Origin of the sequence: Pararhizobium sp. IMCC21322 (assembly GCF_030758295.1) — a bacterium.
Taxonomy (GTDB): Bacteria; Pseudomonadota; Alphaproteobacteria; order Rhizobiales.
Map to the genome: position 1 here is coordinate 1,940,190 of NZ_CP132335.1, position 22,534 is coordinate 1,962,723.

The following is a 22,534-nucleotide window of genomic DNA, read 5'->3' on the forward strand; positions in this document are numbered from 1 at the left end:
TTATGCCGCGTGTTTCATTTGAACACATCGTCAAGCGCTATGGTGCGGTTACTGTCCTTGATGGGTTGAACCTTGATGTGGAAGATGGCGACTTCCTTGTTCTGCTGGGACCTTCTGGCTGCGGCAAATCCACTTTATTGAACTTGATAGCAGGTCTGCAGGATGTCTCCTCTGGCCGCATCACGATCGGCGAGAGGGACGTAACAGAGCTGGATCCAAAGGACAGGGGCCTGTCGATGGTGTTCCAGTCCTATGCGCTTTATCCCACCAAAAGCGTCGAGGGAAATCTGCGGTTCGGGCTCGCCGCCCGAAAATTGCCCAAACAAGAAGCCGACAAACGAATCCAGTGGGCGGCCGATCTGTTGCAGCTTCAACCTTTGATGCGGCGTAAACCTTCAGAGCTTTCAGGCGGCCAACGCCAACGCGTTGCCATTGGGCGGGCCTTGGTAAAGCACGCCGATGTCCTGTTGTTTGATGAGCCATTGTCCAATCTTGATGCGAAACTGCGCACTGAGATGCGCCTTGAGATCAAGAAGCTGCACGACACACTGAACCCAACCATCATCTATGTAACTCACGATCAGATCGAAGCCATGACGATGGCCACCAAAATCGCGATCATGCAGGATGGCGAGATACAACAATTTGGCACGCCCGATGACGTTTACGAGAACCCCGCGAACCTTTTCGTAGCAAGTTTCATCGGGTCACCGGCAATGAACCTTTCGCCAGCAAGACTGGAATTGAGGGCCGATAACGCAACTGCGATCTTTAGCGATGGCACCCGGCTTTCACTTGTCGGCGCAACCTTTGATCATGAAGTGCAGGCGGGGCGAGACATCATGGTTGGCATGCGCCCCGAGCACTTCATAATGGACGCCACTGAAGCCGCTGACGGCCACTCAATGCTGAAGCTGCCCGTTATCATGGTTGAACGCACGGGATCTGATGCGCTGATCTCACTTGATTTCGTTGGCGAACATCTGTTCGTCCGCGCCGAGCCCGACAGGGCCGCAAGAACGAAGACCGGTGAAACGGTCTCTGTCCACTACCCAACAGCCAAACTGAACTTGTTCGATGCCCAAACCGGGCTGAGACTTTGAACAGACATCTGGGAAGGAATATCATGAAACATGTAACAAATTATCTAAGTGCCGCGCTCATACTCGGCGTGTCAACAATGGCCGTGGAGGCTGAGGATCTCGTCGTCTTTCAGCAGTGGTCATCACCAGCTGAAGTTGCAGCGCTGAAAGTTCTGCACGAAGCAGTGTCTGCCAAGGGCATCAACTGGATTGATATTACGATCCCGCATGACACAGGTTCCAGCGTTAGTTTGCTGAACCTTGTCATTGGCGGCCAGCCACCAAACATCTTTTCGGAAAATAACACCGGCGTGTACCGCGATTTGACCGGAATGGGGCTTGGGCGCGATCTGAGAGAAGCATTTGTCGAGTCTGGTGCGCTTGAGCATTTTTCAGAAGCGGTAACGAAAGCAATCACCATTGATGGTGAGATCCGTAAAATGCCGCTTGGCGTGCATATTGACGGGATGCTTTATTATAATGTGGAAGTCGCTGCTGCTGCTGACATTGATCCCAAGAGTTGGTCGTCGCTTGACGAGATGTACGCAGATTTCGACAAAATCCGTGTAGCCGGTTACACGCCTCTGGCAGTTGGCGCGCAGCAATGGCAGATCGGTTATCTGATGCATGCCATGATGGCGACCCTCGCAGGGCCGGAAATCTATAATAAAGTCTACGGCAGAGAGCCCGATCCTGCAGCACTATCAAGCGCGGAAGTTCGCAACGTTTTTGAATGGCTGCGTAAATTTCAACAAGCCGCAGATGAAGGATCGGTGAACCGCGATTGGAACCAGACAACCAACGAGGTCATCACTGGCAAGGCTCTCATGCAAATACATGGTGACTGGATGAAAGGGGAGTGGCGCGCTGCCGGAAAAGAAGCAGGCACCGACTTTGGGTGTATCCCAATTCCCGGATATAAGGCTGTTGCTGTGACCGTTGATGGATGGGGCGCTTTGGGTGGGCAATCACCTGAAAAAGACGCCGCCCAAATCCTGTTTGCTCAAACGGTCACCGATGCAGATGTCAATGCCGCTTTCGCCAATGTCAAAGGCGCAACGCCTGTGCGAAATGATGTGCCGGTTGAAGGGCTTGATGCCTGCGCGAAGCGGGTTATCGCTTTGCTCGACGACAATGACCGTCAGGTCAACAACCCATCCGTTACCGTGGACTCCGATTGGTCCAATGCGATCTGGGAAGTTGCTTTCAACTATTGGTCCGATCCAGCGATGTCAGTTGATGATGCGGTCGCTGCATTGGAGGCACAATACGACGTGATCCTAGACTAATCTTCTCCCCCAAGATGCTGGTCCGCCCTTTTTAAGGGGCGGGCCAGACCCCACAAAATTCTGAAAAGGCAGTTGATATGGATTCCCGGCTTCTGGACGAAGACGCAGTGATGCAAATCTGTTTTGTCACACATGATGCACTTGCCTCGGCCAGGTGGTTCTCGGACCTGACAGGAAAACCGATCCCCTCCGAAGGCGGTGCCGCTGATCCCAAGGAAGCAAAGGCAATATACAACGGCAAACCGGCCGCTGTTGGCTGCAAAATCCGTATGTTCGCTTTTGGCAATATCGATGTTGAATTCCTTGAACCAGGTCCGGAAAAAAGCGCATGGCGCGACCTGTTGGAAGAAAAAGGCCCCGGTTGTCACCACATTGCTTTCCGGACCCGCAACCTTACCAAACGCAACGACTATCTCGAAGGCAAGGGCCACGCATTGTTGCAACGTGGAGAGTTTGACGGTGGACATGGCCGGTATGCTTATTATGACACGGTCAAAGAGCTTGGTGTCATGGTTGAGCTTTTGGAATTCAATAAAAATATGGAGGTGCAGCCATGACCGGCGCGCGGTACCCGATTGCCTATCAGCTTTACTCGTCACGCAATTTTCCACCACTTGAAGCGCAACTGCCACATCTCAAAGCGATGGGATATGATGCCATCGAACCGTGGTTGCCTGCCTATGAAGAAAACCCGGCCCGTTTCCGAAAGGCATTGGATGACAATGGTTTGGATTGTTATGGCTTCCACATGCCATTGACCGGCCTGACAGATGAAACACAAAAATATATCGACATCGCGCTAACGCTTGGTGCGCGTTATCTCATCCCGCCCTTTGTGGCAAAGGAAGACCGCGTCAACACGCCGGATTTCTGGAAATCAATTGGAGAAAAATTGGCGGCGGGTGCCGAAATCGTGGCAGAGCAGAGGCTAAAGGTCCTTTGGCACAATCATGATTTTGAGTATGCCGCCTTGCCAGACGGGACGCGCCCGATCGACCATATCCTGTCGGCTCCAAACGTATATTTCGAAATCGACTGTGGCTGGATTGTGCGCGCTGGCGCTGATCCGAGTGCCGAGTTAACGCGGTTCAAAGACCGCATTCTGGCAATCCAGACCAAAGATACAGCCCCCATCGGGACAGATTTCGACGACGGTTGGACGGCCACAGGAGACGGGATTATTGACTGGGCCAAATTGGCCCCACTCTTCAGAGAAACGAAGGCCGATCATCTCGTCGCCGAGCACGACAATCCTTCGGATTGGAAGAAATTCGCAAAAAACACGATCGAGCATTTGCGCAGTCTAGGCCTCTAGCTCAAAACGGTACGCGTTGCTGAGCGCAGCGCGCAGCATTGGATTGAGCTGTGACCCGAAGAAACCGAGCGCTCGACAATCCCTGCCAACCCCAAAAATTTGAGCCGTGAATACATCCCAGGTCGCCTAATCAGGCATGGGCAACCCCGGCGCGCGTCCAACCCGCTCGGCCAACCGGGTCACGGTCAGCCCCTGCACAATGATCGAAAAAATCACGACAATATAAGTTGCAGTCAGGATCACAGGCTTCCATTCGCCGTCCGGCAATGAAAGCGCCAACGCCACAGAAATGCCCCCCTTCAGGCCCCCCCATGTCATGATCGGAATTACGCCATCGCTGAACTCCCGAAACGGTTTTAGCATCAGAACCGGCACTGAAACGGCGATCAGCCGTGCCAGCAACGATAGGAAAATGGCCATGAAGCCCGCAATCAGAAAATCAGTTTCGAATGCGACCGCAAAAACTTCGAAGCCAATCATCAAAAACAGCACTGCATTCAGGATTTCATCAATCATCTTCCAGAAAGCGTCGACGTATTGGCGGGTTTCCTCGGACATGCCATGTTTCGTCCCGATATCGCCGATCAAAAGCCCGGCGCAAACCGCCATGATGGGCGCTGAAACATGTAGCCACACAGCCAACTCATAGCCCCCGAAGGCGAGGCCAAGGGTGATCAGCACTTCTAGTGAATAGTCGTCGATCAGACGCATTACCCTGAAGGTGAGCCAGCCAAGGACAAGTCCTAATACCGCCCCGCCCAGTGCTTCTTGCACAAACAACTTGGCTGCATCTGCAAGCCCCGAACCCTGGCTGTCGCCCGTGGGAAAAGCGAGCCCGATAAGGACAAGGAAAACCACGTAGCCGACACCGTCATTAAAGAGGCTTTCGCCGGCAATTTTGGTTTCCAGAGATTTCGGCAACTCCGCCTCACGCAACACGCCCAACACCGCAACCGGGTCGGTGGGCGAAATCAAAGCGCCGAAGACCAATGCGATCATCAGTGGCATGCCGGTGAACCAGCTGAAGCCAAAGCCCACGATGGCGGTCGAAAGGCCGATGCCGACAGTCGCCATCAGTGAAATCACCGGCCAGGCCTTACGCAGGTCCGAAAGCTTGACATGCAAGGCTCCGGCAAACAGCAACAGGCCCAGCATGCCTTCCAGCAACGCATCGGAGAAATCCACTTCCAGCACCTGCGCACGGATTTGTTCTTCGACCGTCAGCGCAGGAAACAGCGCATCTGAGGCAATCACTGCGAGCGAGGCAAAAAGCGCTACAACAAGAATGCCAATGGTCGATGGTAGCTTCAGAAACAGATAGTTTATGGCCCCAAAGGCCCCGGCCAGCACAATCAAAAGCGATGCAATTTGAAGAAGTGACATGTTCGTCCTTTTTGCTCAGTTTAACAGGACAAGCCTATAAGTCGAAATGTCCAACGAAAAGACAAACTCCGTGCACAGGATCACAGCGGAAGTTGACAGGAGTGACAGTGCGTTAAAGGTCTTAGAAGAGGTCATTGCCGACCTTCATGCGCCGCCATATTCTACGAGACAATCAGAATTGCCTGATCACTCTCGGCCCGTAAAGAACTACTTAGGCGGAAGTATTTTCGAAGTTTTAGAAGACCTGTGCGGGCTTGATGCCGAAGGCATCCCTGACCCCATCATAGACATCCAAATAGACATCCAAAAACGGCTTGGTTAGTGTTAAAACATGAAGCCACCAATTGCTGTACTTGCAGAATTTGCCGTCCATTCTCCTCAACACATCACCGATACGCCAATTGCTTCTGTTTGGCGTGTCAGGCGAGGTGATGGGACTTTTGCGGCTCTCAAAATCTATAAAGACGACAATTTTCAGGATGAAGCCCCCGGGTTCGATTTGCTGGCGGCGCAAGAGGGGCGGGGTGCAGCCTACCTTTATGCGCGCGCGCGATCTGCCGTGTTGATGGAGTGGCTCGATGGCCCGTTGCTGGGCGATTTGACGCGGTCCGGTGATGATGCATCAGCTACTCTGGTGCTTATGGAGACGGGAAACCGCCTGCACCAAATGCCGGTTAAAACAATAGAGAGCCTGGATCCGCTGGATAACCGGTTTCGCGCATTGTTTGATGCGACCTTTTCCGATGATTGCCCATCCGGGGCCGAGGCAACAATTCGAAAGGCCTGCGGCCTTGCGAAAGTTTTGCTGGCAAACCAGACGAACATCCGCCCCCTTCATGGTGATTTTCATCATGACAATGTGAAAGGAAGCGAGCGTGGTTATCTCGCATTCGATGCCAAAGGCGTTTTGGGTGAGCGTACCTTTGAATTTGCCAATGCTTTTCGCAATCCTTTGGGGGTTGAAGAATTCAGCGGTCGCCCTGAGATAATTCTGAAACGCGCGGAGATATGGTCGGCAGGACTTGATGTTTCCCAGGATCACCTCTTGTCCTGGGCTGCGGCCTACAGCGCATTGTCGCTGTCCTGGACGCACAAAAGTTCGTTTGACGCCGGGATATCGAAAGACGTTGAACTCATCGATACATTTCTATCGTTGATGGGCTGAGCCACGATCCTTCAGTTCTCGTCCTGTAAAGGCCAAGCCTGTCTGTTTGGTATCAATCGCCGAATCCTCCGTCTCACTTCGAGACCCGAATTCGCGCCTCCATAAACGTCACAGCATGGCCGGAGATCAAAACCCGATCTCCCGCCAAGTCGCAAACCAGCAATCCACCGCGCACCGACGCCTGAAAGGCGCGGAGCTGTGTCTTGCCAAGCTTTTCCGCCCAATATGGCACCAGAGTTGCGTGGGTGGAGCCGGTGACCGGATCTTCCGGGATTCCTGCGCCCGGTACGAAATAGCGCGAGACGAAATCATGTTCAGCGCCATCTTCAGCGCCGGGGGCGGTGATCACAAGGCCGGTTATGCCCAGTTGGGTGATGGCGTGGAGGTCGGGGATGAAATTTCTGACAGCATGTTCACTCGGTAGTTCGGCGAAAATGTTTTCAAAGTTTTTGAATGGTCTTGCGGGCGTTGCACCGAAGATTTCTGAGATTTCGGCGGGAAAAGAATCCAGCTGTTCCGGCTGGAAGGCGGGGACGTCGAGTTGATAGCCATCTGCGCTTTGTCTCACATGCAATGTTCCGACACGTGTTTCAAACAGCATATCGGATTGTATGCCGTGCTCGGTTGCCAGAATATGGGCGGTGGCCAGAGTGGCGTGGCCGCAAAAGTTGACTTCGTGGGTTGGGGTGAACCAGCGCAAATCCCAACTGGAATTTTTACCCGGTTCACTGGCGGATGGGTTGGGGCAGGCGAAAGCCGTTTCTGCCAGATTGTTCTCGCTGGCGATGGATTGCATCAGTTGGTCCGGCAGCCAGTCATCGAGGATCAGCACGGCGGCGGGATTTCCGGCAAACAGCCGGTCCGTGAAGGCATCCACTTGAAACATCTGCATGGTTGTTGTCCTGTTCTGTCCTCTGAATTCTGAGTGCTTTTGCCAGCTCTACTGAATAGGTCTGCATCCGACAAACCAATTTTTCTCATGGGTCTGAAAACATGGCATTGAAATCGAGATCGGACAATTTATGTTAGATAATGAATATTCATTACTGAATTGAAGAAATTGATGCCAAGACCAACAGCAGATCAAATCCGGGCGAAAATCCGGGCGGCCCTTGTGCAAGAGGTGGCAGAAAAGGGGATCGGGTCCGTCGCCATGGGGTCGGTTGCCAAACGTGCGGGCGTTTCGCCCGGTACGATCTATCTCCATTTTGAAAACAAGGATGATCTGCTTCAAAAAATCTATCTGAAGCTGAAGGCCGAATTCCACGCCACGATCGTGGCACCGAAAGATGAAACGGATTCAGCTGTGATGATCCGTCAAATGTGGAACAACATGTTTGATTTTGTCGCCAAAGACCCGTTCGGGTTTTTGTTTTTGGAAGCTGGCAGCCTCTCTCAAATCCTGACCGAGGAACAGTCCCGCCAGATCGCTCACATGCCGCTTGAGATAGCAGCTCTGCTGCAGCGCGTCATTGATGACGGGACACTGGCAGACCTTCCAGTATCAACTGTCATCGTGATGTTGGTGGCCCCGGCCATGCATCTGGCACGTCACCGGCTTTTGCAGGGAAACACCATCACGCAGGACGAACTTGATCGCACCTTTGAACGTGTCTGGTTGTCCATTACCGCCTGAATGAAAAATCCTGAAAGGATAAACCCCATGTCAAAAGTTATTCTCATCACCGGCACCTCCACTGGCCTTGGCATCAGCATTGCGGTGCAGGCAGCAGAGGCCGGACACAAGGTCTATGCAACCATGCGCAATCTGAGCAAACGCGATGCGCTGGACGCAGCCGCCGCGAAAGCGGGCGTGACGCTTGAGGTTCTGCCGCTGGACGTGCAGAAAACCGCAACCATTAACGCCGCCGTTGAGACAATCATCAGGAATGAGGGCCGCATTGATGTGCTGATCAACAATGCCGGTGTTGGCTATGTCCGTTCGACCGAGCAGGCCAGCGAAGAAGATAGTGAATGGGTCATGGATGTGAACTTTCTGGGCGTGGTTCGCTGCACCAAAGCCGTCATGCCTCATATGCGCAAACAACGCAGCGGCCATGTATTGACCGTCTCATCTGTTGGCGGCCTGGTTGGACAGCCCTTTAACGAGATTTACTGCGCGGCAAAATTTGCGGTGGAAGGCTTTACCGAGTCGCTGGCCACATATGTCACACCGAATTTCGGTATTCATTTCACAGCGGTGGAACCCGGTGGCATCGCATCGGAATTTGCGACAAATGTGCTGAAACAGGTCGGCGAAACCGGCGGCATGCTGGATGATGAATATCTGCCAATCCTGCAGAAATACATTGGCGGTGCAGAAGACCGTCAGGGCGGGTCTGATATCTACCAGACCGCTGATGAAGTTGCCGCGATCATCATGGAATGCGTTGCTGCCGAAGTGCCGCCAATCCGCCGCCGCACCTCAAAATGGGCCGAAGAGTTCACAAGCCTGAAGACAGGCCTTGATCCGGACGGCACAAAACAGCGCGACCGCGTGTTTGAGCAGTTTCTCAGCTAAGCCGGAAACGTCCTAGAATTCGACATTGTTGATCACCTTGCCATCGACGGCCCGGTACATTTCCTTATGTTCCGCATAATATCCGCTTACGGTCAATTCGATCTGGATCGGGCCTTCTTCCAAATTCATGAAGTACCAGCCGTGATAACCGGGGAAGGGCGCAATGAATGATCCACTCTGACCAGTGCCTTCGCCTTTGCTGTAGGCCTGCTCAAAACCTTCAGGGTAATTGGGTGCGTCTGCGCTGGACGGGTGGCCATGGAATTCGTAATAGACGCCGTCGCCCTTGGCATTCAGGATTTTCCAGGAATAGAGCAGCGCCGTGTCTTGCGGCAGAATGAATTTATGCTCCATTTCACCCAGATCCTCCAACTCCAGAACAATGGTTTCGGACTTGAAGGGGGCGTCTTCCAGATGCAGCAATCCGCGAATGGAGCGGTTGATGTGTTCAGCCGTCAGGTCATATTCTTCCACATTGAAGTTTAATGACTGACCAAAATCTTTGGAGGTCGCGGGCACAGGCGTATCCTGAGCCAGAGCGGAAACACCGGTCAGCTTGCCGATACCCGTCGGGTCGATGCCGTATTCGGCTGGCAATATGAATGCAACCAGAAGCGCCACCGCGACAAATGCAGAGATCAGGAGCCGAATGCCGATGGAACGTGCAGTGTGTGATGTGTCAGTCATAACTCACCTCAAATAATGATGAAGCCAACAATTTGCAGGCCGAAAAGCAGCAGACCTGCGCCGAAGAGAACGATGTTTGCGTTGCGGGCCACCAGCGGAAAATTATGCAGGCTGCGCAGCCATGAGAATAAAACCAGCAGAAAAGTCAGGGCAATGATCTGGCCAATTTCAACACCGATGTTGAAATAGATCATATTGGCGACCAGCCCATCCTGTGACAAAGACAGGTCCTGCAATTTGGTCGACAGGCCGAAGCCGTGAACGAGACCAAACCCGAATACGGCAATGCGGGGATCGAGAAAGCGGATTGTCCCGAGATTTTCCAGCGCCTTGTAGCACACGGACAAACCGATAATGGCATCCACCAGATAGGCATTGATTTGAATGCCGGACAGCACCCCAAACAAAAGCGTGATGGAATGGCCGACGGCAAACAGGCTGACGAATTTCACAACATCTTTCAGCTCGCGCAAGAAAAAGATGACGCCGGCCAGATACAGCAGATGATCATATCCGGTGACCATGTGCTTGGCGCCCAGATACAGGAAGGGAAACGGGTGAACGCCCTCAATATTCATGAGGTAAGTTTGGTCGCCTCTGGCAACGCCATGGCCAAACGCCTGAGAGCTGACAAGGATCAGGGCGCAGGCAAGCCAGGTAAGCCAAAGCGCCTGGCCTGTAGAATTACGTTGGGCGGACCGCGATACCACGTCTACAAATCTTCGACGTAAGGGATAATCCGGCCCAGAACGATAATGCTTGTCCACAAGCATAGCGAAAATCCCGCCACAAACTTTGCATCGGCAGACAGTGTGGATGAATCGGCCCCTGCCTGTATCTGCGGCCTGATCCGGACCGTGAAATACAGGGCGTTCAGCCCGGCAATCACAATCAGTACCATTTTCAGCCTGAACGCGATGTTGACGAAGTAGCGCCCGGGATCGCCCACAACAAACAAAGCGCCTGTCAGTGCGTTGAGGCCAAAGCCGATCAGCGTGACAATGATAAATGTGTCGACCAGTTTCAGCGGCACTTTACGCGCCACGCCGATGACACGAAGATCGACAAACAAAAGCGAGCCGAACAACAGGCAGAGCCCAAGGAAATGTGCCATTTCCATGGATGGCCAGACCCAGCTATTGCCGGTGATAAAAGCGTGGAGGTCAGTGGCTCTGAGCCAGATTATTGCATCATTCATCTGCTGATCTCCCTAAAACACATAGCCGATGAGACGGCCCACAATCAGTGCACCAACCCAGATCAGAACCGCGATAGCGGCCAGTGTGCGGTGTCCGGAGGTCACCAGCCCATCGCCCTTGATGCAGGTTTTGACGAGATGTCGGGTCAGCAGCAGGCCGATAATGACCATGACAATCTTGATACGAAACGGCCAGTTGAAGGCCAGCGACGATGCGCTGCCAAAGAACAGGGCGGTGCCGGACAGCAGGTTGACCACAAAGCCAGCCTGAGCGATGTGCCAATAGGATGCGAGCGAGGTGACGGGTATTCCCGACGCAAACCCGAGAGTGCGAAAACTCAACATCAGCGAAATGCCAACCAGCGTTGCCATGCCCAGCGCATGAAGTGACAGCACGATCGGGTACCCCCAGATGGAGCTTGAGACCATGGTCCCAAGCGCCGAATCCTCGAGCATGAACAGAAAATCCATTGATACCTCTTGTCTTTTCTAGCGGATGCAGACGACCTGATGCAGGCGACCTGTCTCAGACACGATCTTTTTGGACTGTGCCGACCAGGAGTGTTCGTTTCATCCTGATCGGCATTTTTACAGCGTCTGTTCAGCGCAAATCAGTTGTTGCTGAACGCTTCTTCAACAGTCAAATCATCACAGTTGAAGGGTTCAAATGCATCGTCTGTCTTAACGGACTTTTGAAGATGCGAATGCGGCTCGGCCAGATATACCGGGTCGGTGATTGTGTACTCATGCACCAGTTCACCGGCATCATCGACATAGAAGGTTTCAGCGATTTCCATCTGGTCGCTGTGAGGAATCGAGCGCGTGGACCGCCCACCAATGGCTTCAAGAAAGCCCGGTGCAAAGCCCTTCGTCATGACTTCCAGCTTGTTGCCATCCCATTTTCCAACAGAATAGCCGGTTACACTTGGCTCGATGGTGCCGGGAAACGCGCCGTCAATATGGATGGTGCGCTCGACATCCATGAAGCCATAAGTCAGCTTCACTTCGCTTGCAGATTGCTCGATCTTGTTGATCATCTGGTCAAAGCGATAGTCAAGAATGATGTTGGTTGGCTTGCAGCTGAAGCGCGGATTGTCTTCTGCAACCCAATTATTGGCAGCATCCATGGCAGCCTGCGTCAGGACATAGGCCGGAGCGCGTCCGGCATAGGGCAGAGGGGGGCCATTTGCGATCGGCTCTGACCAGTTGCCTGACAGGTCCGGCGTATCACTTGCAGGTTCCTGACCGGCAGCGTTCTGGGCAGCGTCGGTGCCCTTTTCTGGGTTGATGAAATTTCCATCATCATCAATTTCGCCATAACGGATCAGCGATCTGCCGTCGGCAAAAGTGATGGTTTCCGTGTAACAGGTGGTCGGCTCTGTGCGTGCAGGTGATCCGGAAATTGTGATTTCCGAACCAATTGCGAACATGTCGGTGGTCCAGCCTTTGCGTTTCAAAAGGCTGCCGGAGCGCAGCTCACAGCGCCACTGTTCCACCGCGCCAGCGTTATTTGTGACATCGAAATAAACATAGGAATGCGGGTTCACAAAGCGCACCCGGGTGACGATGCCCGTTTTGTCCAATGTCTTGGACAGGTCAAACTGCCCGTTGACGCCGTGATGCGCGACGCTGGCCGTGGTGATAAATGCACCGCTGCAAAGCGCGACCATGCAGCCAATAAGAATTTTTTTACGCATTGATAGTTCCTCCAAATTTCGCCGGAGATCCGGCAGATGTTCAGCCCCTTGATTGAAAATCAGCATTGCGTTCAAGCTGGCAGAAAATTCAATCTCAAATTGTTTATGCGTTTCCCATCCTCAGGAGCGTATTCAGTTTTTTGCAGTTAGATCTCGATATAAAACGATTTTTTTGATAATATAAATTAATTATCGGTAGAAATTCATTAATATAGGACTAAAGTAAGGGAGTAGGCGACAACCGGAGGGTGCGCCTTAATGTTAGTATGCTAACTTAAAAAACAGACTTAAGATACCATGTTTTTGAAAAAAATTATGAAGACGGCGCGTATCATCCACCGCTGGGTAGGCGCGTCTCTGGCAGTATTGCTCATTCTTGTCAGCGCAACGGGAACGTTGCTGATCTGGAAAAATACATATCTGGGCTTTGTGTTTCCTCAAAGTGCATTGGCGTTCGAACGCAGCATTGAGCCCATGGCAACAATCGCCTTATCGGCTGATGCGGCCTTTGGGGAAGCAGCCATAAGTCGGATCGAGTTTGGTGATCAAAGCTTTGGCCTCAGCAAAGTCTATCTGGTGGATAAACGCTCTGCCTTTATCGCACCTGATGGACAAATTCTTGCCGTTTGGGAGCCTAATGGGCGGTTTGAAGATTGGTTGCTCGACCTGCATCATCGCTTGCTGACGGGAACCATTGGGCTTTACATCATCGGCTTTACAGGCATTGCTGCACTTGTGTTGATAGGTGCAGGTTTGATCGCCTATTGGCCGGCCCGGCGCACCTGGAGATCGGGTCTGGCGCTACGTAGTCTCAAGCGTGCTGAGCTCTTGCGCCTGCACCGCAACACCGGGATATTGCTGGCGCTGCCGATTGCTGCTGTGATCCTTGCAGGTGTCGTTCTGACGTTCCCCGAAACATCACGCGCGGCATTCTTCTGGCCCTATGAAAATGATGACAGCTATGGTCAGAATTTTGGCGATGGTGTTGACGCTGTAAGCGGCAGCAGCGAAACCTCATGGCCAAAAGTTCTGGCGCGGGCCGCATCCGTTTTCCCCGGTGCCGAGATCACCGGTCTCGCCTGGCCCCAAGGAACCGGTGTGAAGCGCGTCTTAATCCGTGAGAGCGGCGAGTGGGCCGAGCACGGCAACAGCTCCGTCCACATCACGGATTATGACGGCTATATGGATTTACGCATTGATGCGCGCACCTTGCCGATTGGCGAAAAATCATACAATTTTTTGGGGGATCTGCACCGCTCTCACTTGGGAGGTTGGGTATATAATATCATCCAAACACTCATCGGTCTGGGCCTGATCTGTCTCGGTGTTATTGGTCTGATATCATTTATAGGCGCGCGTTTTTCATTTTCTTCGCCGCAGCGATCTACATACAAAAAAGCGCGGTAGCCGAGGCTCCGCGCTTTTCCGTTATTTAAGTGATTGAAGAATTATTTCCACTCACGAATGTCAACAAAATGCCCGGCAATCGCGGCCGCTGCGGCCATCGTCGGGGACACGAGATGCGTGCGGCCCTTGAAGCCCTGACGGCCTTCAAAATTGCGGTTTGACGTTGACGCGCAGCGCTCTTCCGGCTTCAGTTTGTCGGCATTCATGGCCAGACACATGGAGCAGCCAGGCTCGCGCCAGTCAAATCCAGCATCCTTGAATATCTTGTCGAGGCCTTCCGCTTCCGCCTGTTCCTTCACGAGGCCGGAACCCGGTACGATCATGGCATCGACGGTGGCTGCAACCTTGCGACCACCAATAACGGAGGCGGCGGCGCGCAGATCTTCAATGCGGCCATTGGTGCAGGAGCCAATGAACACCCGATCCAAGGTGATATCCGTCATTTTGGTACCCGGTGTCAGACCCATATAGGCCAGTGCCCGTTCCTTGGAGGAACGTTTGTTGTCGTCTTCGATCTCTGCCGGGTTCGGCACAATGCCGGTAATGGAAACAACATCTTCAGGGGAAGAGCCCCAGGACACGATCGGTGGCAGCTTGGCAGCATCCAGTTTGATGATTTTGTCGAAATGTGCGCCTTCGTCGGTTATGAGTGTGTTCCAATAAGCAACAGCTGCATCCCATTCCGCGTCTTTTGGCGCGCGTGGACGACCTTTCAGATATTTGTAGGTTTTCTCATCTGGTGCGATGAGCCCAGCGCGGGCACCACCTTCAATGGTCATGTTGCAGACCGTCATACGGCCTTCCATGGACAATGCGCGAATGGCTTCGCCAGCGAATTCAATCACGTGTCCAGTGCCACCAGCGGTGCCGATTTCACCGATGATTGCCAGAATGATATCTTTTGCTGTTACCCCTTCGGGCAGTTCGCCATCCACCTGAACCAGCATGTTCTTGGCTTTTTTCTGGATCAGTGTCTGTGTTGCCAGCACATGCTCAACTTCGGAGGTACCGATGCCGTGGGCCAAAGCGCCAAAAGCACCATGTGTGGAGGTGTGGCTATCTCCGCACACAATGGTCGTGCCGGGCAGGGTAAAACCCTGCTCAGGTCCAATGATGTGGACAATGCCCTGACGGATATCGCGTTCGGAGTAATAATCGATCTCGAACTCGGCTGCGTTTTGGGCCAGCGTGTCCACCTGCAACTTGCTTTCCGGATCGTCAATGCCTTTGGACCGGTCAGTGGTTGGTACATTGTGATCAACCACGGCCAGTGTTTTCTGCGGCGCGCGGACCTTGCGGTTGGTCATGCGCAGGCCTTCAAAAGCCTGAGGACTTGTCACTTCATGCACAAGGTGGCGGTCAATATACAAAAGGCAGGTACCGTCATCCTGCTCATGCACCAGATGGTCATTCCAGATCTTGTCGTAAAGTGTTGTAGGCGCGCTCATATCGTGTGTCTCCGAATGCGGAATTTCATATCTATATGTGGTTTGGACCCAGTGCCCGTCAAGTTGTTCCCATCGGTCCTTGTGAACAAATTGCCGAACAAAAAAGGCGGCTTGTAAGCCGCCTTCGTCTGTCTGTCAGCAGCCAGCCATATCGGCGAGCAATCCAACAGGCCTATTCTGCGGCGGCTTCCGTTGCAGCAGCCTCGGATGCGGCAGCTTCCTTGGCAGCAGCTTTTTCAGCTGCAACAACGGCCTTGGCAGCTGAAACAACATTGCGCTGTTCCTCATTGAGGTTTTTGGCGCGGGCATTGCTGGCCTCAACGATACGGGCAGATTTACCGCGACGATCACGCAGATAGTAAAGCTTTGCACGGCGCACCTTACCACGGCGGATGACCTCAACACCCTCAACGAGTGGAGAATAAACCGGGAATACACGTTCCACACCTTCACCGTAGGAAATCTTACGCACAGTGAACGTTTCGTTGACGCCACCACCCTTGCGAGCAATACAAACGCCTTCATAGGCTTGTACACGGGTCCGTGTACCTTCGGTCACACGTACATTCACTTTGACAGTGTCACCGGGGGAAAATGTTGGCAACTTGCGCTGCGCTTCAATAGCATCAGCCTGCTCTTTTTCGAGCTGTTCAATAATATTCACGAGAGCACCTTCTTGATTGCATCTTGTTTTGGTTTGTCTCTTGTCCACACCCAGAGCGCCCGGCTGATCCCAAAACCTTCACGGTTCAGGCCAGCTCACTTGCAATGATTTTGTAAAATCCACAAGCTTGTCGGGCGAATACGCCACGAACTGGTTTCTTTGCATTGATCAAAGATGCGCGCGATGTACACCAGCTCTGCGGTTTTGTCGAGCCTAAACGGGTGGATTTCACCGCTGATTGTGCCGAAGAGATATTGTCCGCTTTGCAATGCGGGATCAAATAAAGTCTGAAAATGCCTTTAAAGCTGTCTGCGGGCTTTCCAACTGTGGCAAATGCCCGACCCGGCTCATGGTTTCAAACCGATTTTGGCCAATCAGTCTATGAAGCTCTTTGCCGCGTTCAATTGGAATCCAGGGGTCGTCTTCACCCCAAACGATTTTGACCGGGCATCGAATATCGCCAAACAGCGGTTCGACCTCCGCTGTGTATTTCTCATCGGCCAGAGCGAACTGTCGGTAAAAACTGCTGGCACCTTCATTTGTTAGCCATGGTGCGGCAAGATTTTCAAAGTCAATTCGCGGAATCTCGTTGACAAGCGCACCCTGAATATAGGCTTCGACAATTGCTTTATGAATGTGAGATGGCAAACCTTCAAACGCATCAACATGTTTGCCAACGTGATCAAAGAATTCCGAGCCCCAGGGGCGCATGGCAACGACGTTCATAAGGACATAGCGTTCAAAATCGCATCCATGAAGAAGATGCGCCCGTAGGGTTGTCGCGCCTCCAAAATCATGGGCAATCACCGTTGGACGATTTATGCCCCAATGCGCAAGCATCTCGACAAATATTTCACCCTGAACGTCCAGAGAGGTGCGTTGGTCGCTCTTTTTTTCTGATTGCCCGTAACCCGGCATATCATACCAATGCACCTTGTAAGTCTTGGCGAGTTGCGGAATGAGGCGATGCCAGGAATAGGATGACCAGGGCCATCCATGAGCCAGAATTAAATCAGGCCCCTCTCCACAACGACCGGCAGAGACCCGACCAGCAGATGTTTGATATTCCTCTGTCAATTTCCATTCCAACATATTCAATCCTCTGGCCAGGCGGTCCGATCTTAAGCTACGTGATCAATTGACTTTGTGGTAGCCGAGAATTCTGCAACTCTGAAGGCCACGACCTGGCTTTCAAAGCTGAGCAGTATTACGGTCAGGCGGTCAGCAATCGCACGCACACATCGCCCAGATATTTATTGATATCTATTGAGATCTTTTGAGACTTTTTGAGACCTGGAGGGTCCGATCATGAAAGCCGTTGCACTGAAACACTATCTTCCCATTGATGATCCCAATGCGTTTCTGGATGTGGAATTGCCCACGCCTGAAGCCACCGGTCGTGACCTTCTGGTTTCCATCAAGGCCGTGTCCATCAATCCGGTTGATACAAAAGTCCGCAAGCCGAAGGATGGTGTGGAAGACCCGCCCCGAATTCTTGGCTGGGATGCCAGCGGTATTGTCGAAGCTGTCGGGGATGGTGTGACGTTATTTAAGCCGGGCGATGAGGTTTATTATGCCGGGGATATCACCCGGTCCGGCTCCAACGCCGAGTATCAATTGGTTGATGAGCGTATCGTTGGCAAGAAACCAAAAAGTCTCAATTTTGCGGAAGCTGCAGCGTTGCCGCTGACAACGATTACCGCTTACGAATCGTTTTTTGACCGTCTTGGTATTGATCGCGATGGCGCGGATAAAGGGCAGTCGGTTCTGATTATCGGCGCCGGTGGCGGTGTTGGTTCAATCGGTATCCAACTCGCCAAGGCTGCAGGACTTATTGTTATCGCCACAGCCTCTCGCCAAGAGACGTCAAATTGGGTGAAAGAGCTTGGCGCGGACCATGTGGTCAATCACCGCGAGCCAATGGTTGAACAAGTCCGCGCGCTCGGGTTCCAGCATGTTGATCACATCGCAATTTTCAACGATATGCGCCATTGGGAGACCGCAGTGGAACTGATCCGCCCGCAAGGTGGCATTGTGACAATCGATGATACTGATCTACCCATGCCAATGGCCGGAATGAAGTTGAAAGCTGCCAGCCTGCATTGGGAACTCATGTTCTCGCGCGCTATGTTTGAAACACCGGATATGATCGAGCAGCATAATCTGCTGAATTATGTGGCTGATGAAATTGACGCCGGGCGCATTCGCACAACGCTGAACGAAGTTTTGACACCTATGAATGCTGAAAACATCCGCACAGCTCATGCGCTGATTGAGACCGGCCAAGCCAAAGGCAAGATCGTCGTTCAGGCGTCATAACCGCAAAGCGGTCAACGATCAGGCATCGCTAAAAAATACGCTAAGAGAGAGTTTTCTCAAAATAGACACGGTTGAAACCGGCCTCCTTGCGACGGCCGGTTTCAACATAACCAAGATGTTGATAGATGGAGAGATTATCCGCCATTTTCTCATTTGTATAAAGTTCAACAGCTCCAAGCCCCAAGCGGCGCGCTGTCTGCTCACACAGGCTGATCAAGGCGCTGCCAATCCCTTTGCCTGCGGCACCAGGATGAACGGCTACATTTTCCAAAAACATATTGTTCTGGCGCTGGTAAAACACGATGAAACCTTCGACCACCCCGGTTTCGTTGTCTGCAACATGAACCCAGCCATTTGAAATCTGTGATCGAAAATCAGCGAACATTGGCGCTGGGGCTTTGCCGATCAGGGCGACGTATTGTCGGTAGGCTGCCTCGGCACAAAGCCGAATTGCTGTCTCATCCGTGGCAATAGCCTTGCGCAGCATGTGGGCCTCAGGGGCCTTTGTCAGGCGCGTCATCATCCGACAACAAATCGGGTCGTCTTTCACGGGTTAGCTGGATCGCCTGATCACGCCGCCAACGCGCAACAGCGCCGTGATCACCGGATGTCAATACATCGGGAATGGATGCGCCTTCCCAGTCGGCTGGCCGCGTGTAATGCGGATATTCCAGCAAGCCATGTTCAAAGCTCTCATCCTCCCCGGAAGCCTTAGCGCCCATCACACCCGGTATGAGACGGATACAGGCATCCAGCAGGGCAATGGCTGCCACTTCACCGCCGGACAAAATGTAATCGCCGATGGAGATCTCTTCCAGATTACGTCCATCGATGACCCGTTGATCAACACCCTCAAATCGGCCACAGACAATAACAACGCCAAGACCTGAAACAAGGTCGCGAACCCGGCGCTGCGTCAGTGGTTTGCCGCGCGGGCTCATCATCAGGCGCGGTCGGGTATCTTCGGCGTCAGCGGTGGAATCAATCGCCTTGCCCAGAACATCGGCTCGCAAAACCATACCGGCACCACCGCCGGCAGGTGTGTCATCAACGGTGCGGTGCTTGTCGGTTGCAAAATCTCGTATGTTGACGGTCTCGCAGTCCCACAGACCCTTTTCAAGAGCGCGGCCCGAGAGGCTGGCCCCTAATGGGCCTGGAAACATGTCCGGGTAGAGTGTCAGGATTGAAGCGCGCCAGCCGGCCACAGCTAAATATCCTTTTTCGCGGCTGGATCGTCCTCTGACGGATCCTCGTCCAAAAGACCTGGCAGGTCCGCCAATTTTACGAATCCACCGGCGATATCGACAATTGGAACAGCAGCCAGACTGAAGGGGATCATGAGTGTTTCTCCCTCAGAAGGCGCAATTTCAAGTATGTCCCCGGCACCGAAATCATGGACTGCCGAAACAGTCCCAAACACAGTTCCATCGGCTTGCTGAACATCAAGTCCTTCAAGGTCAATGTGGTAGAACTCGTCAGCATCAGGCTCGGGAAGTTTGTCGCGGCTGATATAGAGCCGTGTATTTTTCAGCGCTTCTGCCGCGCTACGGTCATGCACACCATCAAGGGTGCAGACGAAAACCGTTTTGGCCGGTCGCGACTTACTGATTGTGTAGGAATGTCCGGCAGCACTCTGCAACGCGCCATAGGCGGTCAGGGCTGCCGGATCATCAGAATGCAGCTTGATGCGCACTTCGCCTTTAACGCCGCTGGCGGCCCCGATCTCGGCGATCAGGACCATACCATCTGGCGTTTTTGGCTGAATGCGCATTTTGCGTTATTCAGCAGCGGCTTCTTCAGCCGCTGGCTCTTCGGCAGGTGCTTCTTCAGCAGGCGCAGCAGCAGCAGCGGCAGCTTCTTCAGCAGCGGCAGCTTTTTCAGACGCACGCTCTTCAGCTTTTTTGCCAGGCTTGGCTTTATTCGGGTTGTTACGCGCTTCGCGTTTGGCGATACCCGCTGCGTCCAGAAAGCGCAGAACGCGATCTGTTGGCTGGGCACCATGATCAAGCCAATGCTTGGCGCGGTCAGCGTCCAAAACGATGCGGTTTTCATCGTCCTTGGCCAGAAGCGGGTTGAACGTGCCGATTTTTTCAATGAAACGGCCATCGCGCGGCGCACGAATGTCGGCAATTACGATTGAATAAAAAGGACGTTTCTTAGAGCCAGCACGGGCCAGACGAATTTTAACAGACATTTTAGTTTCCTTAGGTGTTTTGGGTGTGTTTTAAATTATGAGTTCAGAGTTCTTCTGAAATCTTTTGGAGATCGGAGCCGATAAATATCGGCGGTGAAAATCAACCGTTCTGTCTCAAGGCGAGGGATCGTCTGCATCACAGTCACGTCCTCAACGCCATATGGTTCTGGATGACTTCGCGAATGATGAAGTTCAAAAATTTCTCGGCAAATTCGGCATCAAGGTCTGCATCCAGCGCCAGCTTGCGCAACCGCTCAATCTGTCGCTGTTCCCGGTCAACATCGGACGGTGGCAAATCATTTTTCGCTTTCAAAATACCGACCCGCTTTGTGCATTTAAAGCGCTCGGCCAGCATGTTGATCACCGCTGCATCAATATTGTCTATGGAACCGCGAATGGAATTCAGCTCTTCAAGAGCTGCAGCATTTTCAGCCTCAAGGGTCGGATCGGATGCCTGGGTCATCATTTCTTCCCTTTGCCAAGTCCCGGCAAGCCGGGAAGACCGCCTGGTCCGCCAAGCCTTGGAAGGCCACCCGGAAGACCATTGGAACCGCCAGCGCCCATTTGCTTGGCCATCTGCTCAAGTTGTTTGGGATCCATATCCGGCATTCCGCCAGCACCAGGTGGCATACCGCCGGGCATTCCGCCGCCGCCCATCATGCCGCCAAGAGCGCCCATCATGCCGCCCTTCTTCTTGCCCATGGCTTTCATCATATCCGCCATCTGGCGGTGCATTTTGAGCAATTTGTTGATGTCTTGAACGCTGGTGCCGGACCCGGACGCGACACGTTTCTTGCGATTGGCATTGAGCAGTTTCGGATTGGTGCGTTCTTTACGCGTCATGGAAGAGATAATGGCCTGCTGACGCTTGAAAATGCTGTCGTCGACTCCGGATGCCGCGATCTGCTTTTTCATTTTGCCGATACCGGGCATCATGCTCATCAGGCCGCCCATGCCGCCCATTTTCTGCATCTGGCCAAGCTGGTCTGACAAATCCTGCAGATCAAACTGGCCTTTGCGCATTTTCTCGGCTGCGCGTGCAGCCTGTTCTGCATCAATGTTCTCGGCAGCTTTTTCAACCAGGCTGACAATGTCGCCCATGCCCAGAATGCGGTCTGCGATGCGCTTGGGATGGAAATCCTCCAGCGCATCCATTTTCTCGCCAACACCAATCAGCTTGATCGGTTTGCCGGTAACAGCGCGCATCGAAAGGGCAGCGCCACCACGACCGTCACCATCAACACGGGTCAGAACAAGGCCGGTAATGCCAACACGGTCATTAAAGGACGTCGCCAGATTGACGGCATCCTGGCCGGTCAGACTGTCAGCAACCAGCAGCACTTCATGCGGATTGGCTGTCCGCTTGATGTCTGCCATCTCCATCATCAATGGTTCATCAATATGGGTGCGACCAGCGGTATCGAGAATGACCACATCATAACCACCAAGACGGGCGGCATTCATGGTGCGCGTGGCAATATCGACAGGCATCTGGCCTGCGACAATTGGCAGAGTATCAACGCCAATCTGCTCACCAAGGATTTTCAGTTGTTCCTGAGCTGCAGGGCGCCGCACATCCAGCGAGGCCATCAGAACCTTGCGCTTGTCTCTGTCAAAAAGCCGCTTTGCAATTTTGGCAGATGTTGTTGTCTTACCCGAGCCCTGCAGGCCGACCATCATAATGGCAACCGGTGCAGCAGCATTCAGATCAATCGTCTGCGCCTCGGAGCCCAGCATGCCCACAAGTTCATCATGGACAATCTTGATGACCATCTGACCCGGTGTCACGGATTTGACGACGTCCGCACCAACCGCGCGTTCTTTGACCCGGGCGGTAAAGTCCCGCACCACATCCAGCGCAACATCGGCCTCCAGAAGCGCGCGTCGCACTTCACGCATGGCCGCAGATACGTCGCTGTCACTCAGCGCGCCGCGCTTGGTCAGCTTGTCCAATATGCCGTTAAGGCGATCTGACAGTGTGTCGAACATGGCTCTTTAATTCACACGGATTTTCGCCCGCGCCCAAATCTGTTTCGGATGCATCCAACATAGGATGCAAACAGCCAAACGCAAAACACACCCGAGAGCGCAACGCGCTGGCGGGTGTTGACCTCCGGTATCATCAGGCAACCGGTCGGCGGCTCGAATTTGGCAAATCCGATTAA

The 22,534-nt window shown here is 53.1% G+C and carries 25 protein-coding genes; 9 read left to right on the plus strand and 16 right to left on the minus strand.

Annotated features, from left to right (window positions below; genetic code table 11):
* Positions 1 to 2: 2 nt before the first annotated feature.
* The 4 genes from RAL91_RS09370 (at position 3) to RAL91_RS09385 (ending at position 3,686) form a co-directional block, all read left to right on the plus strand.
* Positions 3 to 1,103: an ABC transporter ATP-binding protein gene (locus RAL91_RS09370; protein WP_306261676.1), complete on the plus strand. Its 1,101-nt coding sequence runs from the start codon at positions 3 to 5 to the stop codon at positions 1,101 to 1,103.
* A 23-nt stretch (positions 1,104 to 1,126) separates the two neighbouring features.
* On the plus strand, positions 1,127 to 2,371 hold the full coding sequence (locus tag RAL91_RS09375; protein ID WP_306261677.1) for an ABC transporter substrate-binding protein: 1,245 nt from the start codon (positions 1,127 to 1,129) through the stop codon (positions 2,369 to 2,371).
* A 77-nt stretch (positions 2,372 to 2,448) separates the two neighbouring features.
* Positions 2,449 to 2,928 (plus strand): VOC family protein, encoded by a 480-nt coding sequence (locus RAL91_RS09380; protein WP_306261678.1) that lies wholly within the window; start codon positions 2,449 to 2,451, stop codon positions 2,926 to 2,928.
* Positions 2,925 to 3,686 carry a sugar phosphate isomerase/epimerase gene (locus RAL91_RS09385; protein WP_306261679.1) on the plus strand — a complete coding sequence of 254 codons (762 nt, stop codon included), beginning with the start codon at positions 2,925 to 2,927 and terminating at the stop codon, positions 3,684 to 3,686. Before RAL91_RS09380 ends, RAL91_RS09385 begins: the two co-directional genes overlap by 4 nt.
* Positions 3,687 to 3,812: 126 nt before the next feature.
* On the opposite strand, the gene RAL91_RS09390 is transcribed toward RAL91_RS09385, so the two are convergent.
* The gene (locus tag RAL91_RS09390; RefSeq protein WP_306261680.1) at positions 3,813 to 5,069 is read right to left on the minus strand and encodes a sodium:proton antiporter; all 1,257 of its coding nucleotides are present in this window, start codon (positions 5,067 to 5,069) and stop codon (positions 3,813 to 3,815) included.
* Between the two features lie 331 nt (positions 5,070 to 5,400).
* On the opposite strand from RAL91_RS09390, the gene RAL91_RS09395 reads away from it, so the two are divergent.
* The gene (locus tag RAL91_RS09395; protein ID WP_306261681.1) at positions 5,401 to 6,234 is read left to right on the plus strand and encodes an aminoglycoside phosphotransferase family protein; all 834 of its coding nucleotides are present in this window, start codon (positions 5,401 to 5,403) and stop codon (positions 6,232 to 6,234) included.
* A 73-nt stretch (positions 6,235 to 6,307) separates the two neighbouring features.
* Here the strand turns inward: RAL91_RS09395 and RAL91_RS09400 are convergent, their stop codons facing one another.
* Entirely contained in the window at positions 6,308 to 7,126 is an 819-nt protein-coding gene (locus RAL91_RS09400) for a PhzF family phenazine biosynthesis protein (protein WP_306261682.1), read from the minus strand.
* Between the two features lie 171 nt (positions 7,127 to 7,297).
* On the opposite strand from RAL91_RS09400, the gene RAL91_RS09405 reads away from it, so the two are divergent.
* Both RAL91_RS09405 and RAL91_RS09410 read left to right on the plus strand, forming a co-directional pair.
* On the plus strand, positions 7,298 to 7,870 hold the full coding sequence (locus RAL91_RS09405; protein WP_306261683.1) for a TetR/AcrR family transcriptional regulator: 573 nt from the start codon (positions 7,298 to 7,300) through the stop codon (positions 7,868 to 7,870).
* Between the two features lie 27 nt (positions 7,871 to 7,897).
* On the plus strand, positions 7,898 to 8,755 hold the full coding sequence (locus RAL91_RS09410; RefSeq protein ID WP_306261684.1) for an SDR family oxidoreductase: 858 nt from the start codon (positions 7,898 to 7,900) through the stop codon (positions 8,753 to 8,755).
* A gap of 12 nt (positions 8,756 to 8,767) precedes the next feature.
* On the opposite strand, the gene RAL91_RS09415 is transcribed toward RAL91_RS09410, so the two are convergent.
* From RAL91_RS09415 to RAL91_RS09435, 5 genes are all read right to left on the minus strand, one after another.
* The gene (locus RAL91_RS09415; protein WP_306261685.1) at positions 8,768 to 9,442 is read right to left on the minus strand and encodes a hypothetical protein; all 675 of its coding nucleotides are present in this window, start codon (positions 9,440 to 9,442) and stop codon (positions 8,768 to 8,770) included.
* A gap of 8 nt (positions 9,443 to 9,450) precedes the next feature.
* A complete protein-coding gene (locus tag RAL91_RS09420) occupies positions 9,451 to 10,152 on the minus strand; it encodes a HupE/UreJ family protein (RefSeq protein WP_306261686.1) in 702 nt (233 codons plus the stop codon).
* Between the two features lie 2 nt (positions 10,153 to 10,154).
* Positions 10,155 to 10,640, minus strand: a complete 486-nt coding sequence (locus tag RAL91_RS09425) for a hypothetical protein (RefSeq protein WP_306261687.1) — start codon at positions 10,638 to 10,640, stop codon at positions 10,155 to 10,157.
* Between the two features lie 12 nt (positions 10,641 to 10,652).
* Positions 10,653 to 11,111, minus strand: a complete 459-nt coding sequence (locus RAL91_RS09430) for a hypothetical protein (protein WP_306261688.1) — start codon at positions 11,109 to 11,111, stop codon at positions 10,653 to 10,655.
* Between the two features lie 140 nt (positions 11,112 to 11,251).
* On the minus strand, positions 11,252 to 12,337 hold the full coding sequence (locus RAL91_RS09435; RefSeq protein WP_306261689.1) for a DUF6152 family protein: 1,086 nt from the start codon (positions 12,335 to 12,337) through the stop codon (positions 11,252 to 11,254).
* Positions 12,338 to 12,652: 315 nt separating this feature from the next.
* Between RAL91_RS09435 and RAL91_RS09440 the strand changes: the two genes are divergently transcribed.
* The gene (locus RAL91_RS09440) at positions 12,653 to 13,744 is read left to right on the plus strand and encodes a PepSY domain-containing protein (protein WP_306261690.1); all 1,092 of its coding nucleotides are present in this window, start codon (positions 12,653 to 12,655) and stop codon (positions 13,742 to 13,744) included.
* Positions 13,745 to 13,785: 41 nt separating this feature from the next.
* Here the strand turns inward: RAL91_RS09440 and leuC are convergent, their stop codons facing one another.
* The 3 genes from leuC to RAL91_RS09455 form a co-directional block, all read right to left on the minus strand.
* Positions 13,786 to 15,192, minus strand: coding sequence for a 3-isopropylmalate dehydratase large subunit (leuC, locus tag RAL91_RS09445; protein ID WP_306261691.1), 1,407 nt, complete (start codon positions 15,190 to 15,192; stop codon positions 13,786 to 13,788).
* Positions 15,193 to 15,364: 172 nt separating this feature from the next.
* The gene (rplS, locus tag RAL91_RS09450) at positions 15,365 to 15,856 is read right to left on the minus strand and encodes a 50S ribosomal protein L19 (protein WP_306261692.1); all 492 of its coding nucleotides are present in this window, start codon (positions 15,854 to 15,856) and stop codon (positions 15,365 to 15,367) included.
* Positions 15,857 to 16,132: 276 nt separating this feature from the next.
* Complete coding sequence (locus RAL91_RS09455; RefSeq protein ID WP_306261693.1) at positions 16,133 to 16,948, minus strand: alpha/beta fold hydrolase; 816 nt, start codon at positions 16,946 to 16,948, stop codon at positions 16,133 to 16,135.
* 216 nt (positions 16,949 to 17,164) lie between these two features.
* Between RAL91_RS09455 and RAL91_RS09460 the strand changes: the two genes are divergently transcribed.
* Positions 17,165 to 18,175, plus strand: coding sequence for a zinc-binding alcohol dehydrogenase family protein (locus tag RAL91_RS09460; protein WP_306261694.1), 1,011 nt, complete (start codon positions 17,165 to 17,167; stop codon positions 18,173 to 18,175).
* A 40-nt stretch (positions 18,176 to 18,215) separates the two neighbouring features.
* Here the strand turns inward: RAL91_RS09460 and RAL91_RS09465 are convergent, their stop codons facing one another.
* The 6 genes from RAL91_RS09465 to ffh form a co-directional block, all read right to left on the minus strand.
* Entirely contained in the window at positions 18,216 to 18,662 is a 447-nt protein-coding gene (locus RAL91_RS09465) for a GNAT family N-acetyltransferase (RefSeq protein ID WP_306261695.1), read from the minus strand.
* 7 nt (positions 18,663 to 18,669) lie between these two features.
* The gene (trmD, locus tag RAL91_RS09470) at positions 18,670 to 19,380 is read right to left on the minus strand and encodes a tRNA (guanosine(37)-N1)-methyltransferase TrmD (RefSeq protein ID WP_306261696.1); all 711 of its coding nucleotides are present in this window, start codon (positions 19,378 to 19,380) and stop codon (positions 18,670 to 18,672) included.
* A 2-nt stretch (positions 19,381 to 19,382) separates the two neighbouring features.
* Entirely contained in the window at positions 19,383 to 19,946 is a 564-nt protein-coding gene (gene rimM, locus RAL91_RS09475) for a ribosome maturation factor RimM (RefSeq protein WP_306261697.1), read from the minus strand.
* A 6-nt stretch (positions 19,947 to 19,952) separates the two neighbouring features.
* Positions 19,953 to 20,369, minus strand: coding sequence for a 30S ribosomal protein S16 (gene rpsP, locus RAL91_RS09480; protein ID WP_306261698.1), 417 nt, complete (start codon positions 20,367 to 20,369; stop codon positions 19,953 to 19,955).
* A 142-nt stretch (positions 20,370 to 20,511) separates the two neighbouring features.
* Complete coding sequence (locus RAL91_RS09485) at positions 20,512 to 20,832, minus strand: chorismate mutase (protein ID WP_306261699.1); 321 nt, start codon at positions 20,830 to 20,832, stop codon at positions 20,512 to 20,514.
* Complete coding sequence (gene ffh / locus RAL91_RS09490) at positions 20,832 to 22,358, minus strand: signal recognition particle protein (RefSeq protein ID WP_306261700.1); 1,527 nt, start codon at positions 22,356 to 22,358, stop codon at positions 20,832 to 20,834. The genes RAL91_RS09485 and ffh overlap by 1 nt, the downstream gene beginning before the upstream one ends.
* Positions 22,359 to 22,534: the final 176 nt, after the last annotated feature.